Annotated in this window: 13 protein-coding genes; 5 read left to right on the forward strand and 8 right to left on the reverse strand. The window is 50.6% G+C overall.

The window, feature by feature from the left end; translation table 11 throughout:
* Nucleotides 1-8: 8 nt before the first annotated feature.
* The gene (malP, locus tag A9B99_RS12455; protein WP_064597926.1) at nucleotides 9-2,411 is read left to right on the forward strand and encodes a maltodextrin phosphorylase; all 2,403 of its coding nucleotides are present in this window, start codon (nucleotides 9-11) and stop codon (nucleotides 2,409-2,411) included.
* A gap of 25 nt (nucleotides 2,412-2,436) precedes the next feature.
* Entirely contained in the window at nucleotides 2,437-4,533 is a 2,097-nt protein-coding gene (gene malQ, locus A9B99_RS12460; protein ID WP_064598074.1) for a 4-alpha-glucanotransferase, read from the forward strand.
* Between the two features lie 197 nt (nucleotides 4,534-4,730).
* Here malQ and A9B99_RS12465 read toward each other — a convergent pair whose 3' ends face one another.
* The 3 genes from A9B99_RS12465 to gntX form a co-directional block, all read right to left on the reverse strand.
* A complete protein-coding gene (locus A9B99_RS12465) occupies nucleotides 4,731-4,943 on the reverse strand; it encodes a YdgH/BhsA/McbA family protein (protein WP_064597928.1) in 213 nt (70 codons plus the stop codon).
* Between the two features lie 304 nt (nucleotides 4,944-5,247).
* Nucleotides 5,248-5,823 (reverse strand): Fe-S biogenesis protein NfuA, encoded by a 576-nt coding sequence (gene nfuA, locus A9B99_RS12470; protein ID WP_064597930.1) that lies wholly within the window; start codon nucleotides 5,821-5,823, stop codon nucleotides 5,248-5,250.
* A gap of 58 nt (nucleotides 5,824-5,881) precedes the next feature.
* Nucleotides 5,882-6,565, reverse strand: a complete 684-nt coding sequence (gene gntX, locus A9B99_RS12475; RefSeq protein WP_074388800.1) for a DNA utilization protein GntX — start codon at nucleotides 6,563-6,565, stop codon at nucleotides 5,882-5,884.
* Between the two features lie 38 nt (nucleotides 6,566-6,603).
* Between gntX and bioH the strand changes: the two genes are divergently transcribed.
* Complete coding sequence (bioH, locus tag A9B99_RS12480; RefSeq protein WP_064597934.1) at nucleotides 6,604-7,386, forward strand: pimeloyl-ACP methyl ester esterase BioH; 783 nt, start codon at nucleotides 6,604-6,606, stop codon at nucleotides 7,384-7,386.
* 51 nt (nucleotides 7,387-7,437) lie between these two features.
* On the opposite strand, the gene feoC is transcribed toward bioH, so the two are convergent.
* The 5 genes from feoC to greB form a co-directional block, all read right to left on the reverse strand.
* Nucleotides 7,438-7,686 (reverse strand): [Fe-S]-dependent transcriptional repressor FeoC, encoded by a 249-nt coding sequence (gene feoC / locus A9B99_RS12485; protein ID WP_064597936.1) that lies wholly within the window; start codon nucleotides 7,684-7,686, stop codon nucleotides 7,438-7,440.
* Between the two features lie 24 nt (nucleotides 7,687-7,710).
* Nucleotides 7,711-10,032 carry a Fe(2+) transporter permease subunit FeoB gene (gene feoB, locus A9B99_RS12490; RefSeq protein ID WP_064597938.1) on the reverse strand — a complete coding sequence of 774 codons (2,322 nt, stop codon included), beginning with the start codon at nucleotides 10,030-10,032 and terminating at the stop codon, nucleotides 7,711-7,713.
* A 49-nt stretch (nucleotides 10,033-10,081) separates the two neighbouring features.
* Complete coding sequence (feoA, locus tag A9B99_RS12495) at nucleotides 10,082-10,306, reverse strand: ferrous iron transporter A (RefSeq protein WP_036111213.1); 225 nt, start codon at nucleotides 10,304-10,306, stop codon at nucleotides 10,082-10,084.
* A 537-nt stretch (nucleotides 10,307-10,843) separates the two neighbouring features.
* Nucleotides 10,844-13,165: a Tex family protein gene (locus A9B99_RS12500; RefSeq protein WP_064597940.1), complete on the reverse strand. Its 2,322-nt coding sequence runs from the start codon at nucleotides 13,163-13,165 to the stop codon at nucleotides 10,844-10,846.
* Nucleotides 13,166-13,300: 135 nt separating this feature from the next.
* Entirely contained in the window at nucleotides 13,301-13,795 is a 495-nt protein-coding gene (gene greB / locus A9B99_RS12505) for a transcription elongation factor GreB (RefSeq protein WP_064597942.1), read from the reverse strand.
* A gap of 221 nt (nucleotides 13,796-14,016) precedes the next feature.
* On the opposite strand from greB, the gene ompR reads away from it, so the two are divergent.
* Nucleotides 14,017-14,736, forward strand: coding sequence for an osmolarity response regulator transcription factor OmpR (gene ompR, locus A9B99_RS12510; RefSeq protein ID WP_036111203.1), 720 nt, complete (start codon nucleotides 14,017-14,019; stop codon nucleotides 14,734-14,736).
* Nucleotides 14,733-16,085, forward strand: coding sequence for a two-component system sensor histidine kinase EnvZ (envZ, locus tag A9B99_RS12515; protein WP_064597944.1), 1,353 nt, complete (start codon nucleotides 14,733-14,735; stop codon nucleotides 16,083-16,085). The genes ompR and envZ overlap by 4 nt, the downstream gene beginning before the upstream one ends.
* Nucleotides 16,086-16,114 lie beyond the last annotated feature (29 nt).

The following is a 16,114-nucleotide window of genomic DNA, read 5'->3' on the forward strand; positions in this document are numbered from 1 at the left end:
GATTACCTATGTCACAGCCTACATTCGATAAAGCACAATTTCAGGCTGCCCTGACACGTCAGTGGCAGCATTTTGGATTACATGCTGCCGCAGAAATGACGCAACACCAGTGGTGGCAGGCTGTTAGCGGGGCGCTGGCGGAACTTTTGGCAGCACAGCCTCTGGCAAAGCCAGAAAAAAAACAACGCCATGTAAACTACATCTCAATGGAATTTCTGATTGGCCGCCTGACAGGTAATAACTTATTGAATATGGGTTGGTATCAGTTGGTGAGTGATACGCTGGCCGATTACAACATTGTGCTGAGTGATTTACTTGAGCAAGAAACCGACCCGGCGCTGGGAAATGGTGGATTGGGGCGGCTTGCCGCCTGTTTCCTGGATTCCATGGCAACCGTTGGGCAGTCTGCAACCGGTTATGGCCTGAATTACCAGTACGGCTTATTCCGCCAGTCGTTTGTTGATGGTCAGCAGCATGAAGCCCCGGATGACTGGTTGCGTGGCAGTTACCCATGGTTCCGCCATAACAGTGCCCTGGATGTGCAGGTTGGCATCGGTGGTAAAGTGGTGACTGTCGAGGGTAAACCGCACTGGGAACCCGCTTTTGTAATGCAAGGGGAAGCCTGGGACTTACCGGTTATTGGTTACCGAAATGGCGTTTCGCAACCTTTGCGTTTATGGCAGGCGAAACACGCTCATCCTTTCGATTTGGGCAAGTTTAACGACGGTGATTTTCTGCGTGCCGAGAAACAGGGTATTGATGCAGAAAAACTGACCAAAGTGCTGTATCCCAATGACAACCATCTGGCGGGGAAAAAGCTGCGCCTGATGCAGCAATATTTCCAGTGTGCCTGTTCCGTTGCTGATATTTTGCGTCGCCACCACCAGGCTGGCCGAAAACTGGCGCAATTACCTGATTTTGAAGTTATTCAGTTGAACGACACTCACCCTACTATAGCCATTCCGGAATTACTGCGAGTGTTGATTGATGAACACCAGTTGAGCTGGGATGACGCCTGGGCGATTACCAGCCGCACTTTTGCTTACACCAACCATACCCTGATGCCTGAAGCACTGGAGTGCTGGGATGAGCGCTTAGTAAGAACATTGCTGCCACGCCATATGCAATTAATCAAAGAGATTAATGCCCGCTTTAAGAAGCTGGTTGAAGCGACCTGGCCGGGCGATGGCGCCGTGTGGGCGAAACTCGCTGTGGTACATGATAACCAGGTACGTATGGCGAATCTGTGCGTGGTAAGTGGCTTCGCAGTAAATGGTGTGGCGGCACTGCACTCTGAGCTGGTTGTGAAGGATCTGTTCCCGGAATACCACCAGTTATGGCCGAACAAGTTCCATAATGTGACCAACGGCATTACTCCCCGTCGTTGGATAAAGCAGTGCAATCCGGCTCTGGCTGCATTGTTAGATAAGACATTGAAAAAAGAGTGGGCAAACGACCTGGATGTCCTCGAAGGTATCGAAAAATATGCTGACGATGCCAAATTCCGCAAGGCTTACCGGGAAATTAAACAGCAGAACAAAGTTCGCCTGGCGGAGTTTGTTAAGCAACGTACCGGGATTGAGATCAACCCCAATGCTTTGTTTGATATCCAAATTAAACGTCTGCACGAATATAAGCGCCAGCATTTGAATCTGTTACATATTCTGGCGCTTTACAAAGAGATTCGCGAAAACCCGAAAGCAGACAGAGTTCCACGCGTATTCTTGTTTGGGGCAAAAGCCGCACCTGGCTATTACCTGGCTAAAAATATTATCTTTGCCATTAACAAGGTGGCTGAGGTTATCAACGCTGACCCGGCGATTGGCGACAAACTGAAAGTTGTCTTCCTGCCAGATTACTGTGTGTCTGCTGCAGAAGTAATGATCCCGGCAGCAGATGTCTCCGAGCAAATCTCAACGGCCGGGAAAGAGGCTTCAGGTACCGGGAATATGAAGCTGGCGCTGAATGGTGCACTGACTGTCGGCACACTGGACGGTGCGAATGTTGAAATTGCTGAGAAGGTTGGTGCGGAGAATATCTTTATTTTTGGCCATACCGTGGAACAAGTGAAAGCGCTGAAAGCCGCTGGTTATGAACCGCAAAAATGGCGTAAAAAAGACAAACTGCTGGATGCCGTTATGAAAGAGCTGGAACAGGGTAAATACAGCAACGGCGATAAACATGCGTTCGACCAAATGCTGCACAGTTTGGGGAAACAGGGAGGCGACCCATATCTGGTCATGGCAGATTTTCATGCTTATGTTGAAGCACAGAAACAGGTCGATGAACTGTACCGCGATCAGGAAGCCTGGACGCGTGCGGCGATTCTGAATACAGCACGTTGCGGTATGTTCAGTTCGGACCGTTCTATTCGCGATTACCAGGCTCGTATTTGGCAGGCAAAGCGCTAAGGACATCAAGGTAGGTGAAAGGATGATGGACAAAAAACGTCTTGAACAGGCCGCCCTGGAAGCGGGGATCGCATCGAGTTATATCAATGCGCATGGTAAACCTGAAAGCATTGGTATGGACACCCGCCAGCAGTTGCTGGCGGCAATGGGTGATGCTCCGGCACTGGCATACCAACACAGCCAGCGCGTAGTACCTCCTGTACATGTGCTGGTTTCTGGTAAACGCCTGTCTGTGCCTGTAAAAGGGGAAGGTCGTTTCCAGTGGTTGCTGACAACAGAAACTGGCGAATTACACCATGGCACAATCCAGGGCGGCAAGCCCATGCGTTTGCCTGTTAGCCTGCAACCCGGATATCACTCACTGACTCTCACTCAGGATGAACAGCGCTGGCACTGCCAGGTGATTGTTGCACCGCCTCGTTGTTATGAACCTGCAGCCCTCTTACAAGGGGAGAAGCTCTGGGGGGCTTGCGTACAGTTGTACACATTGCGCTCAGCAACCAACTGGGGTATCGGTGATTTTGGTGACCTGAAACGTATGCTGCCAGAAATTGCCGCACGGGGTGGGGCTTTTATTGGCCTGAACCCGGTTCATGCGCTGTACCCGGCGATTCCTGAAAGTGCCAGCCCGTACAGTCCGTCATCACGTCGCTGGCTGAATGTTTTATATATTGATGTTCCCGCTGTGGCTGATTTTGCTGCCAGCGATGCCGCGCAACACTGGTGGGAAAAAAAGACGACACAGCAAGCGATAGCCCAGGCCAGAAGTGCCGGGCGGGTGGATTACACCACGGTAACGGAACTTAAAATTGCTGCATTGCGCCTGGCCTGGGATACCTTCTGCGCCCGGCCTCATGATGATGATACGGTTGCATTGTTTGATGCCTTTGTGCGTGATGGTGGAGAGAGCCTTTACTGGCAAGGCGCTTATGATGCAGTGCATCACCATTTGCTGGCGCAAGATGCTCAGCATTGGGGGTGGCCGGCCTGGCCTGAAGCCTGGCGTGATCCGCAAAGCGCTGTCGTCCTGGCGTTTTGTGAAGAAAATGCTCAGGAGGTCCGCTTTTGGATGTGGTTACAATGGCTGGCAGCCACACAGTTCTCGGCTTGCTGGGACGAGTGCCTGAAAGCGGAAATGCCAGTGGGGCTGTATCGTGATTTGGCTGTTGGCGTGGCAGAAGGTGGAGCCGAAACCTGGAGTGATCGTGCACTGTACAGCCTGCGGGCTTCTGTGGGCGCTCCGCCAGATATTCTGGGCCCTCTCGGGCAAAACTGGGGATTACCACCGATTAACCCTCATGTAATGTTTGAGCGCGCCTATGAGCCGTTTGTTGATTTATTGCGAGCCAACATGACGCATTGTGGCGCATTGCGTATTGACCATGTGATGTCGCTACTGCGTTTATGGTGGATCCCATATGGCGAAACGGCAGATAAAGGCGCGTATGTTCACTACCCGGTAGACGACCTGCTGGCCATTTTGGCACTGGAAAGCCAGCGCCACCAGTGCATGGTGATTGGCGAGGACCTGGGGACTGTTCCGGCAGAAATTGTAGGGAAACTGCGTAGCAGTGGAGTGTATTCGTACAAAGTGCTTTATTTTGAGCATGACAGCGAAAAGCAGTTTAAAGCCCCTGATATCTGGCCGGAACAATCTATGGCTGTCGCCACTACCCATGACCTGCCAACTCTACGGGGATACTGGGAATGCGGGGATCTGACGCTTGGCGAATCTTTAGGGTTATATCCTGACAAGGTGATTCTGAAAGGTTTATATCAGGAACGTGAAGCGGCGAAACAAGGGTTACTCAATAGTTTGCACCAGTATGGTTGTGTACCGAAACGTACCGGAAAGCAGGCGCGTCTTATGCATATGTCACCTGTTCTTAACCGGGGATTGCAGCGTTACATTGCTGACTCAAACAGTGCGTTGCTCGGTTTACAACCGGAAGACTGGTTGGATATGGCAGAGCCAGTGAATGTCCCTGGCACCAGTACACAGTATCCCAACTGGCGGCGCAAACTGAATCGCGAAATAGAAGCAATCTTTGCGGATGATGATATTAACCGGTTACTGAAGGATTTAACTGCCAGGCGTAAAAAAGCGGGCCAGTATAAATAATCCGGACGAACTAAAGCTGAAACAACGCCCTGTACTCGGTAGTACAGGGCGTTTTTTTATTGCAAGGCCGTTACTGGGGGGCAAACAAAAAAAGGCGACAGATAACTGTCGCCGAATCAGAGTCAGAGTTCAAGCAAGTGTGTTGGCATGGGCAGTAAATGGCAATACATCAAAGAGCGATTATGGCCTGTTGCGGTTTATTTATTCAGTTCCGCAGTCATATGAACCTGGTTACCGCTGAATGCTTCTGTGATGTTGTAAGAAGATGCCCCGGCTTGTTTTGCCTGTACTGCGATTTTTGCTTCGGCACCATCGAGTGTGGATGCTGTTGCGCTAACTGTTTGAGCAAATGCGCCAAATGAAGCCAGGGAAAGAGCAGTGACTACAACTAAATATTTGATGGATTTCATGGTCGTATTCCTTAATGGTTTTGGTCTTTTTAAAGGCTTTCGCCTTCGATGAAGTAATAATAGGCTGGGGGTGGAAGAAGTAAAAGCTGAAGGATTTGCTTGTATTGGTCAAATTATTTGAATAATAAAATGGCGTAAACAGGCAGGCAGCATATTCCTGAACCGGTTTTGCTTTGCCTGGCTGGCACCTGATGTTTTCGGGAAAAGTAATCGGGAGATGAAAGAAGAAAACAGAAAGGCCTGCGGTTTATAAACCGCAGGCCTTTACAAAAACACCAGGGCAGAAAGAGTGCGCCTGCTGTTTTTAATAGTACGAGTGTTCGCCGCGCTGGTGTTCCGTGAGGTCACGCACACCTTTAAGTTCGGTAAACTCGGCTAAGAGCTGTTTCTCAATCCCTTCTTTAAGGGTGTAATCCACCATGGAACAACCGTTACAGCCACCACCAAATTGCAGAATAGCGTAACCTTCTTCAGTGATTTCCATCAGGGAAACGCGCCCGCCATGACCAGCCAGTTGCGGGTTGACCTGGGACTGCAGGAAGTATTCCACGCGTTCAATTAATGGTGCGTCATCTGCCACCTTGCGCATTTTCGCGTTGGGTGCTTTAAGGGTTAACTGTGAGCCTAACTGATCAGTAACGAAATCAATTTCAGCATCTTCCAGGTACGGTGCGCTCAGTTCATCAACGTAGGCGGTCAGTTGCTCAAACACAAGAGCTGTGTCCGTAGCCTCAACAGCATCAGGCGGGCAGTATGAAACACCGCACTCAGCATTTGGCGTGCCGGGATTAATAACGAACACGCGAATCTGTGTCCCTTCCTCCTGATTTGCCAGCAGTTTGGCAAAGTGTGCTTGCGCAGCATCGGAAATACGGATCATAACAAAGGCCTAATAGTTGACTATTTTAGTCGGTTATTATACGCCCATCATCGAGGCTCTACAAGGTTCGACACAGGCACCAGATCTGAATGCTTGCAGCACCAGCTTTGTTAAGCTGGCGGGCAATTTCACCGGCAGTGCTGCCAGTAGTTACGACATCATCCACTATAGCGATGTGGCGTTGCTTTACCGGAATTTCAAGCGTAAACGCATTATTGAGATTGTGCCTGCGTAACCGCGCTGAAAGCCGGTGTTGAGTTACTGTCGGAATTCTTCTCTGCAATCCTGCCGGTTCCCAGACACATTTTAGCCAGTGTGCCAGCGGGCGGGCCAGCAGGTCACTTTGGTTAAACCCCCGTAACCAGTGCCGCCGTTGAAATAACGGCACACTGAGTATTGTGTCAGGTAATTGCCAGTTCGTTGTGTACTTCTGTGCCTGTAAACGCAGGAACAGTAAACGTGCCAGCCCCTCACTCAGCGCCGGCGTATTATGAAACTTCCAACGCTGGATGAGTTTATCAAGGGGAGGGCAGTAATCACTGACAAATATCATACTCTGCCAGGGGGGCGGTTTTTGCAGGCAGCGGCCACACAGGCAGTCTGCCTGCCCGGCGGGCAAACCACAGCACGGGCAACAAACAGGTGGCCGGGGCAGGCTGGCGGTACAACAGGAGCAAAAACCCCAATGAGGCAGAGTAAGTGGCATTTTGCATAGCCAACAATGTCCGGGGATTGATAGCATACAGCCTCCTTGCTGGATAAATCAGAGAACTATAACCGATGACGGATTTGTGGTGGCAAACATGTGGTGAAGGAAAAACACATCTTGTGCTGTTGCACGGATGGGGATTGAATGCGGCTGTCTGGCAAGGCATTACCGCCCAGCTTAGCCCGCATTTTACCCTGCACCTGGTAGACTTACCGGGGTTTGGGCGCAGCCAGGGCTATGGTGCGATGAAACTTGAGGACATGGCTGATGTGGTTTTACAACAGGCACCCGAACGCGCAGTATGGTTGGGCTGGAGCCTTGGCGGGCTGGTTGCCAGCCAGGTAACACTGGCTGCACCTTCCCGGGTGGACGCTCTGGTTACAGTGGCCTCTTCGCCTTGTTTTCAGGCGAATGAACATGAAGGGTGGCCTGGCATCAAAGGGTCAGTGTTGCAGGGGTTTCAGCAGCAACTGAGCGAAGAATTCCGGCGAACCGTTGAGCGTTTTCTGGCATTACAGACACTGGGTACAGAAAGTGCCCGGCAGGATGCACGGGTACTCAAAGACGTTGTGTTGTCGCAACCGTTCCCGACACCAGAGGTGCTCAATGGTGGGCTGGCTATTCTGGAACAAGTGGATTTGCGAGCAGCACTGGATAACCTGGATGTACCATTCTGGCGGCTCTATGGCTACCTTGATGGGCTGGTGCCGCGCAAAGCCGCACAGATTCTGGACAGCCGCTGGCAGCGCAGTGCTTCGGTTGTATTCCCAAAAGCCGCACATGCACCATTCATTTCTCACCCTGATTTGTTCTGTGAACAATTATTGGCTCTGACCAGCGGGTTACGCCTGTAACCTGAAAGGTGCCCGGTAAACCCACTGGCGCAGTTCACCGGGTTTGTTCTCTTACGCTGGCTGGCTAAGGCTCCACACTTCTCTCAGGCAGGCTGTTTTACCCTCCGGGCAGCTTTTGCACCCTCCGCCCAGGCAGTGGCTGGTGTCTTCTGTGCGACGCTGTGCTTTGCCCATCGCTTCCAGACGGGCCAGCATAGCGTTGACCAGTGGAAGCGGTGTGGCTAGTTGCTGGCTGAGCTGCGAGGCATCCATGGTACCTCGCAGCGCCAGTAGATCACGGATCTGAATCAGGCTTGCCATAGCTTGGTTGCCTCCTGTTATGTCTTAGTGGCAGTCACTGGTGCCTGCAGACTGGCAACAGGAAGCGACACTGCCTGGTTTGGCAACCAGGTGTACTTCCACCCGACTACGCGCACGGCGTAAAGCGCCCAACAGCACCACATTGAACAGCACCACCGCCAGAATACAGACCAGACTGTATTGAGGATGGCTGTGGAAAGAGACCACTTGGTAGTACACCGTAGCCAACGAGTAAGCAATGTTCAGACCCCACAGAATGGAAAACGTCATCCATCCTCGACCCGCTTCACGAGCGATGGCGCCCATCACCGAGATACAAGGGATGTAAAGCAATACAAAGATTAAGTAGCTGTATGCCGCAGACTCACTACCAAACTTACTGCTCATGACGCCCATGGCACCGGTCGCCATTTCGCCATCACCTTTACTGGCTTCAATGGGGTTAGCCAGTACGCTGAGACTGAATGTGTCTTTCAGGCTTCTCCAGGTATCCTGAAGCGCCCCCTGAAGTTCACTCAATAAGTTGAAGGATGCCGGATCAAACGCTTCATTATGAATATCCTCGGCGGTATACAACGTATTGAGTGTGCCAACAACCACTTCTTTCGCCATAGCACCGGTAAACAACCCTACAGTTGCTTGCCAGTTATCCTGGTGAACGCCTATGGGTTGCAACAGCGGAGTCAGAACGCGACTGACGGACGCCAGGGCTGAATCGTTAATGTTATCTGCCGCTTTCCCGGTGAGTGTGAAACTGTTCAGGGCGCCGATAAAAATACTCACCAGAACAATCACTTTTCCGGCACGGATCACGAACCCTTTCAGGCGTTGCCAGGTTTGAATTAACAGGCTTTTCAGGTGCGGGACGTGGTAAACCGGCAACTCCATGACAAATGGAGTGGCTTCACCACGCATAATAGTGTGCTTCAGCATCAGGCCGGTAAGTATTGCCATCACAATGCCCAGCAGGTAGAGCGAAAAAACAATCAATGCCCCTTGTTGCCCAAAGAATGCCGCGGAGAAAACAGCGAATATAGCAAGGCGTGCACCGCAGGACATAAATGGCGCCATCATGATGGTTGTCAGCCGCTCACGGGGTGCGTCAAGGGTACGTGAACCCATCACTGAAGGTACGTTACAACCAAAACCAACAATCAGCGGGACAAATGACTTACCAGGCAACCCCAGAGATTGCATCAGGCGGTCCATAACAAAGGCTGCCCGAGCCATGTAACCCGAATCTTCAAGGAAAGAGAGAAACAGGTACATCATGCCGATTTGCGGTACCAGTGGTAATACGGTGTTGATCCCACCGCCAATGCCCTGGGCAAGCAATAACGTCAGCCAGTCCGGGAAATGTAACGTTGCGCCAACCCACTGCAGACCGTGGATAAAGATGGCGACGGAACCGGCGTCAAAAATAGGTTGCAATGCACCACCAATGTTAATGGCCAGCAGAAACATCAGGTACATTACAAACAGAAAAATGGGTAAACCGAGGAAGCGGTTCAGGACGATTTTATCTACCTGCGCAGTGAGCTTGTTCGGCTCAACAGTAATGCTGTTACTGACTGATTCACAGATGGTGGCAATGGTCTGATAACGCGCGTCAGCAATATATAACGCCGGGTCATCAATTTTTTCACTCAGCCCGGCTTTTACTGCATTGAGTTGGTTGCTTGCATCTCCAGCGTAGGCAAGGCTATAGATATCCCCTTCCAGCATTTGTATGCCCAGCCAGCGGCGGTGGTCCGCCGGTAATGTATCGGGCATGGACTCAGCCAGTTGTTGCGCGCTGTCAATAATGGGTTGCGGGTAATGAACGAACTCTTGTTTACTGTTTTTTTGGTGAATGTCCAGAGCGCGTTTCAGGTTGTCGATACCCCGCCCACGAGTGGAAACCAGTGGCACGACCGGGCAGCCAAGCCGGGCAGAAAGCGCATCAATATCAATACGCAGGTGCTGTTTCTCTGCAATATCCAGCATGTTCAGGGCGACAACACAAGGAATACCGAGTTCAAGAAGCTGCAATGTTAAATAAAGATTGCGTTCAAGATTGCTGGCATCAACAACGTTAATCAGTAAATCTGCATCACCGCTCAGAATGTAGTGGCAGGCAATTTGTTCATCGAGGGAGGTTTGTGCAGAAATAGTGGTCAGGGAATACGTACCAGGCAGGTCAACAAGTGTAACCTGATGTTCTGGTGTCGCAAACAGCCCTTCTTTACGTTCAACCGTTACGCCCGCCCAATTCCCTACACGCTGGCGGGCACCTGTTAATTGGTTAAATAATGTTGTTTTCCCGGAATTGGGATTACCAATCAAACCAACAGTAATTGTTTTCATTTTATGACCCACTTTCTTGCATTGCCATGACCTAACAACTGAGCGTAACTCAGCGTATTTCCTCGACATTTAATAGCGCCAGGTCTTTTTTACGCACGACCAGGTTAACGCGACGGGTTTCAATATGAATAGGATCGCCCAGTGGTGCCACACGTACCACATTGAATGACGAACCTGGCAACATGCCTAAAGAGAGAAGCTTTTGGCGGTATGCCGGGCTGATTTCTCCGGAGAACCCAATGATTTTCCATGAGCTGGATGGTAAGAATTGCATAATGCCTGCCAGAACTTACAAGTGAACGTTTACCAAGAGAACAGCCTGAAATGAGATTCAGAGGAGCCTCGCCAGAAAAATAGAACAGAATAAAACAAGTAATACAATGATAATGAGAATGGTTTTCGTAATCAACTCGATTTAACACAAATGAATCTTATTTCACACTTTATTCGTACTAAGGTTAATCTGTGTCATAAAGAGGGTATTTAGCATGAGTGGTGGGGTATTTCAAATAACTACAAATGGTTAATTTTGTTAAATTAAAGGTTAGATTTTAAATATTTTGGTGAAGTGTATTTTATTTATATTAAAAAATAATTATTTGCTAAATTCCAGCCCGCTAACAATTAACTTTTATATATGCGCTGGTGTGCGGAACCGGCGAATTTTACAGGACTATTTCAGTATCACTGGGGCAGCTTTGTTACAAGGTGAAACTGAGCAGGTGACAGGCGGAGAACGATTTTTTTTCTGATTTTTTGTGATTTTTTTTGCCAGCCCGGGTAAACAGGCTGGCAATTTTCATATCACGGATTAACGCTTTTTACCAAATGCGGCAGTCAGTGCGTCGCTCATGGCACTGTTACCTGAGCTGGTTGTTTCACGCTGGTGCTGACGTGACTGTTGTTGAGGGCGCTGTTGCGTGTTGCCACCTTTTGCCCGACGAGGCTGGCTCTCCCCTGGTTGTTCGTCAAGACGCATAGACAACGCAATGCGCTTGCGGGCCAAATCCACTTCCATCACTTTGACTTTAACGATATCACCGGTTTTCACCACCTTGTGTGGGTCCTCAACGAATTTATCTGCTAAAGAAGAGATATGCACCAGTCCATCCTGATGCACGCCAATATCTACGAATGCGCCGAAGTTAGTGACGTTGGTGACAGCACCTTCCAGGATCATGCCCGGCTGGAGATCGTTGAGTGTTTCCACTCCATCAGCAAATTGCGCCGTTTTAAACTCAGGTCGCGGGTCGCGCCCGGGCTTTTCCAGCTCTTTGATAATGTCCGTAACAGTAGGAACACCAAAACGTTCATCAGTGAAGTCGATCGCTTTCAGGTTACGTAGTGCGCCATCATCACCCATCAAGTCCCGTAAGGCTTTATGGGTTGCGGCAAGAATCCGCTCAACAACAGGGTAGGCTTCAGGGTGAACAGTTGATGCATCCAGCGGGTTATCCCCGTGGTTGATACGCAAAAAGCCGGCACATTGTTCAAAAGCTTTCGGCCCCAGACGGCTAACTTTCAGCAGTTGCTGGCGGTTCTGGAACTGTCCATTCTGGTCGCGCCAGTCGACAATATTCTGCGCCATCATACGTGTCAGACCTGCCACACGGGTTAATAACGGCACCGATGCGGTGTTTAAATCCACACCCACGGCGTTTACGCAGTCTTCGACTACGGCATCGAGTTTTTTCGCCAGTTGATTTTGGCTGACATCGTGCTGGTACTGGCCTACTCCGATAGATTTCGGGTCTATTTTCACCAGCTCAGCGAGCGGATCCTGCAGGCGGCGGGCAATGGAGACCGCGCCACGCAAAGAAACATCAAGTGATGGAAATTCTTGTGCCGCCAGTTCCGAAGCGGAATAGACTGATGCCCCGGCTTCGCTGACAATCACTTTCTGTGCTTTAAGGTGAGGATACTGTTTTAGCACATCCAGCCAGAAACGTTCTGTCTCGCGCGATGCTGTACCGTTACCGATAGCGACCAGTTCGACATGGTGTTTTTCACACAATGCTGCCAGCACAACCGCCGCTTTAGCTGCCTGCCCGGTATGCGGGTAAATGGTATCAGTAGCAACCAGTTTCCCGGTGGCGTCCACAACGGCAACTTTAACCCCGGTACGCAAACCCGGATCCAGCCCCATTGTGGCACGCATTCCCGCAGGTGCCGCCATCAGCAAATCATGCAGGTTACGGGCAAAGACATTGATTGCTTCATCTTCCGCGCGTTCGCGCAGGGTAGACATTAGCTCTGTTTCCAGGTGCATTAACACCTTGATACGCCAGGTCCAGGAAACAACCGCACGCCGCCAGTTATCTGCTGGCGCGTTGTTCAGGCGTAGCCCAAGGTGGTCAATAATCAGTTGTTCACAGTAACTTTCTTTGGGGGGCTCATCAAACTGGGGATCCGGGTTAACGGCTAACTGAAGCACACCTTCGTTACGGCCACGGAACATGGCCAGAGCACGGTGTGAAGGCACACCAGAAATGGCTTCATGGTGGGCAAAATAGTCACGGAATTTCGCGCCTTCTTCTTCCTTACCTGGTACCACGGTGGAAGCCAGATGGGCATTACGCCACAGGTAGTCACGCACTTTTGCCAGCAAGGCCGCATCTTCAGCGAAGCGTTCCATCAAAATATAGCGCGCGCCATCCAGCACTGCTTTGGTGTCGGGCAGGCCTTTGTCTGCGTCAATATACTGCTCTGCTTCCTGTTCTGGTGTGCGGGAGGCATCCTGCCAGAGCAGATCCGCAAGCGGCTCTAACCCTGCTTCAATGGCGATTTGCCCACGAGTGCGGCGTTTAGGTTTGTACGGGAGATATAAGTCTTCAAGCTCCGTTTTGCTCAGTGTTGAATTAATGGCTCCAGCCAGTTCATCACTCAGCTTCCCTTGCTCGCTAATCGACTTCAGAATGGCCTGGCGGCGCTCTTCCAGTTCACGCAGATAACCCAGACGGACTTCAAGTTGACGCAATTGGGTGTCATCCAGCCCACCTGTGATCTCTTTACGATAACGTGCGATAAATGGCACGGTGTTCCCTTCATCAAGCAAACGGATAGCCGCTTCAACCTGCTCATTCCGTGCCTTGAGTTCACTGGCAATAATGCCGTTAAGCGAATTGTTCATCATGGCTTTTGTTGTCTGTCTGTCGCGATAAAAAGTGAAGCACAGTTATACGGAGTCCGGAAATAAAATGCCAGTTATGGCGACCTTTCAGCCTGCTTTTTCAGTTTGTTCTTTAAATCTTGTGAACAGTGCAGAGGCTCAGGCTTCTTTGGACCAGTCCGGTCTTGTATAGCTGATACTGTTTACATACCAGGTTGCGATACCAGATGGTGTGATAACGGTGGCAACATCACCTTCTTCTTTTTTGAGCAACGCCCGGGCCACAGGAGCATCAATAGAGATGTAGTCATTGCGGCCAAAAATTTCGTCGTAGCCGACAATGCGAAACCGCCTGATATCCCCGTCGTCGTTTTCAATTTCCACCCAGGCGCCAAAAAACACTTTGCCATCCTGCTGTGGTGAGTGGTCAACAATGCGTAAACTCTCAAGGCATTTAGTGAGATAGCGAACACGCCGGTCAATTTCACGCAGGCGTTTCTTGTTGTACTGATAGTCGGCGTTTTCGCTACGGTCGCCAAGGCTTGCCGCCCAGGTAACTTTTTTGGTGACTTCAGGACGTTCTTCACGCCATAAATAATCCAGCTCTTTTTTTAGTTTTTCGTAACCCTCTCGGGTAATCAAGGGCGTTTTCATGCAATGTACCTGTTAGTTCTGTCAAATGGTGAAGCAGGCCTGTTTTACAATAACTTGCCTGTCGCTTTATGCACCAGTTTGTGATGTATTGTACAGATAAGTCGCTGTTAAATATGCTTTGTAACAATTTTGACTAGAATATATACCAGTTTTATCTGGTCGTTGGCGCACACTTTTCTAGAATAGCCATCGTACAATTCGAGCCTTTGGGAGTTAACAGTATGCAAGAGAATTATAAAATTCTGGTTGTTGATGACGATATGCGGTTGCGTGCACTGCTTGAGCGTTATCTCACCGAACAAGGCTTCCAGGTTCGTAGCGTTGCTAACGCTGAACAAATGGATCGCCTGCTGACACGTGAGTCTTTCCACTTAATGGTTCTGGATTTAATGCTGCCGGGAGAAGATGGTTTGTCCATTTGCCGCCGTCTGCGTAGCCAGAGTAACCCGATGCCCATCATTATGGTAACGGCGAAAGGTGAAGAAGTGGATCGTATTGTTGGGCTGGAAATTGGTGCTGATGACTATATTCCCAAACCCTTTAACCCGCGTGAATTGTTGGCTCGTATTCGTGCAGTGTTGCGCCGCCAGGCAAATGAGTTACCCGGCGCACCGTCCCAGGAAGAAGCTGTTATTGCTTTTGGCAAATTTAAACTGAACCTGGGAACCCGTGAAATGTTCCGTGATGACGAACCGATGCCTTTAACCAGTGGTGAATTCGCTGTGTTGAAAGCCCTGGTCAGCCACCCGCGTGAACCATTATCCCGCGATAAACTGATGAACCTCGCGCGTGGCCGTGAATACAGTGCGATGGAACGTTCTATTGATGTTCAGATCTCCCGCCTGCGTCGCATGGTGGAAGAGGACCCGGCACATCCCCGTTATATTCAGACGGTATGGGGCCTGGGTTATGTGTTTGTGCCGGATGGCGCTAAAGCATGAGGCGACTGCGCTTCTCGCCAAGAAGTTCATTTGCCCGCACCTTGTTACTGATTGTCACCTTGCTGTTTGCCAGCCTGGTGACAACCTACCTTGTCGTGCTGAACTTTGCGATTTTGCCGAGCCTCCAGCAGTTTAATAAAGTACTGGCTTACGAAGTTCGTATGCTGATGACAGATAAACTGCAACTGGAGGACGGTACTCAACTGGTTGTACCGCCTGCGTTTCGTCGCGAGATTTATCGTGAACTCGGGATATCGCTTTATTCCGATGAAGCAGCGGAAGAGGCTGGCCTGCGTTGGGCGCAGCATTACGAATTTTTGAGCCAGCAAATGGCGCAACAACTCGGTGGACCAACGGAAGTTCGTGTTGAGGTCAATAAAAGCTCGCCGGTTGTTTGGCTGAAAACCTGGCTGTCTCCCAATATTTGGGTACGGGTACCGCTGACTGAAATTCATCAGGGCGATTTCTCACCGTTGTTCCGCTATACCCTGGCGATTATGTTGCTGGCCATTGGTGGGGCGTGGTTGTTTATTCGTATTCAAAACCGCCCCCTGGTCGACCTTGAGCATGCTGCGTTGCAGGTGGGTAAAGGGATTATCCCTCCGCCGTTACGAGAATATGGTGCTTCAGAGGTACGCTCGGTGACCCGGGCGTTCAACCATATGGCGTCGGGGGTGAAGCAACTGGCGGACGACCGCACCTTGCTGATGGCCGGAGTCAGTCATGATCTGCGCACGCCTCTCACTCGTATCCGTCTGGCGACCGAGATGATGAGTGAGCAGGATGGTTATCTTGCGGAGTCAATCAATAAAGATATCGAAGAGTGCAATGCCATTATTGAGCAGTTTATTGACTACCTGCGAACGGGCCAGGAAATGCCACTGGAAACGGCAGATCTTAACGGTGTGCTCGGGGAAGTGATTGCTGCGGAAAGTGGTTATGAGCGCGAGATTAATACCTGTCTGCAGCCGGGTGAGATTACTGTCAATATTCATCCGCTTTCTATCAAGCGCGCTGTGGCCAATATGGTGGTTAATGCGGCGCGTTACGGTAATGGGTGGATAAAAGTCAGTAGTGGCACAGAGCCGGGTAAGGCCTGGTTTCAGGTGGAAGATGACGGGCCGGGCATCCCGCCTGAACAACTGAAACATTTACTGCAGCCTTTCGTGCGTGGAGACAGCGCGCGCAGTACCAGTGGTACCGGTCTGGGCCTTGCGATTGTGCAACGTATTATAGATAACCATAATGGTCTGCTGGACATTGGCAGCAGTGAGCGCGGTGGGTTGCGCATTCGGGCCTGGCTGCCCATTATGCCTGGGTTACTGGCTGAGAAGGCGAAAGAGAGTTAACCGGACGCTGGTAACTCCACCAGACAGGT

The sequence above is a fragment of the Mangrovibacter phragmitis genome (genome assembly GCF_001655675.1).
GTDB lineage: Bacteria > Pseudomonadota > Gammaproteobacteria > Enterobacterales > Enterobacteriaceae > Mangrovibacter > Mangrovibacter phragmitis.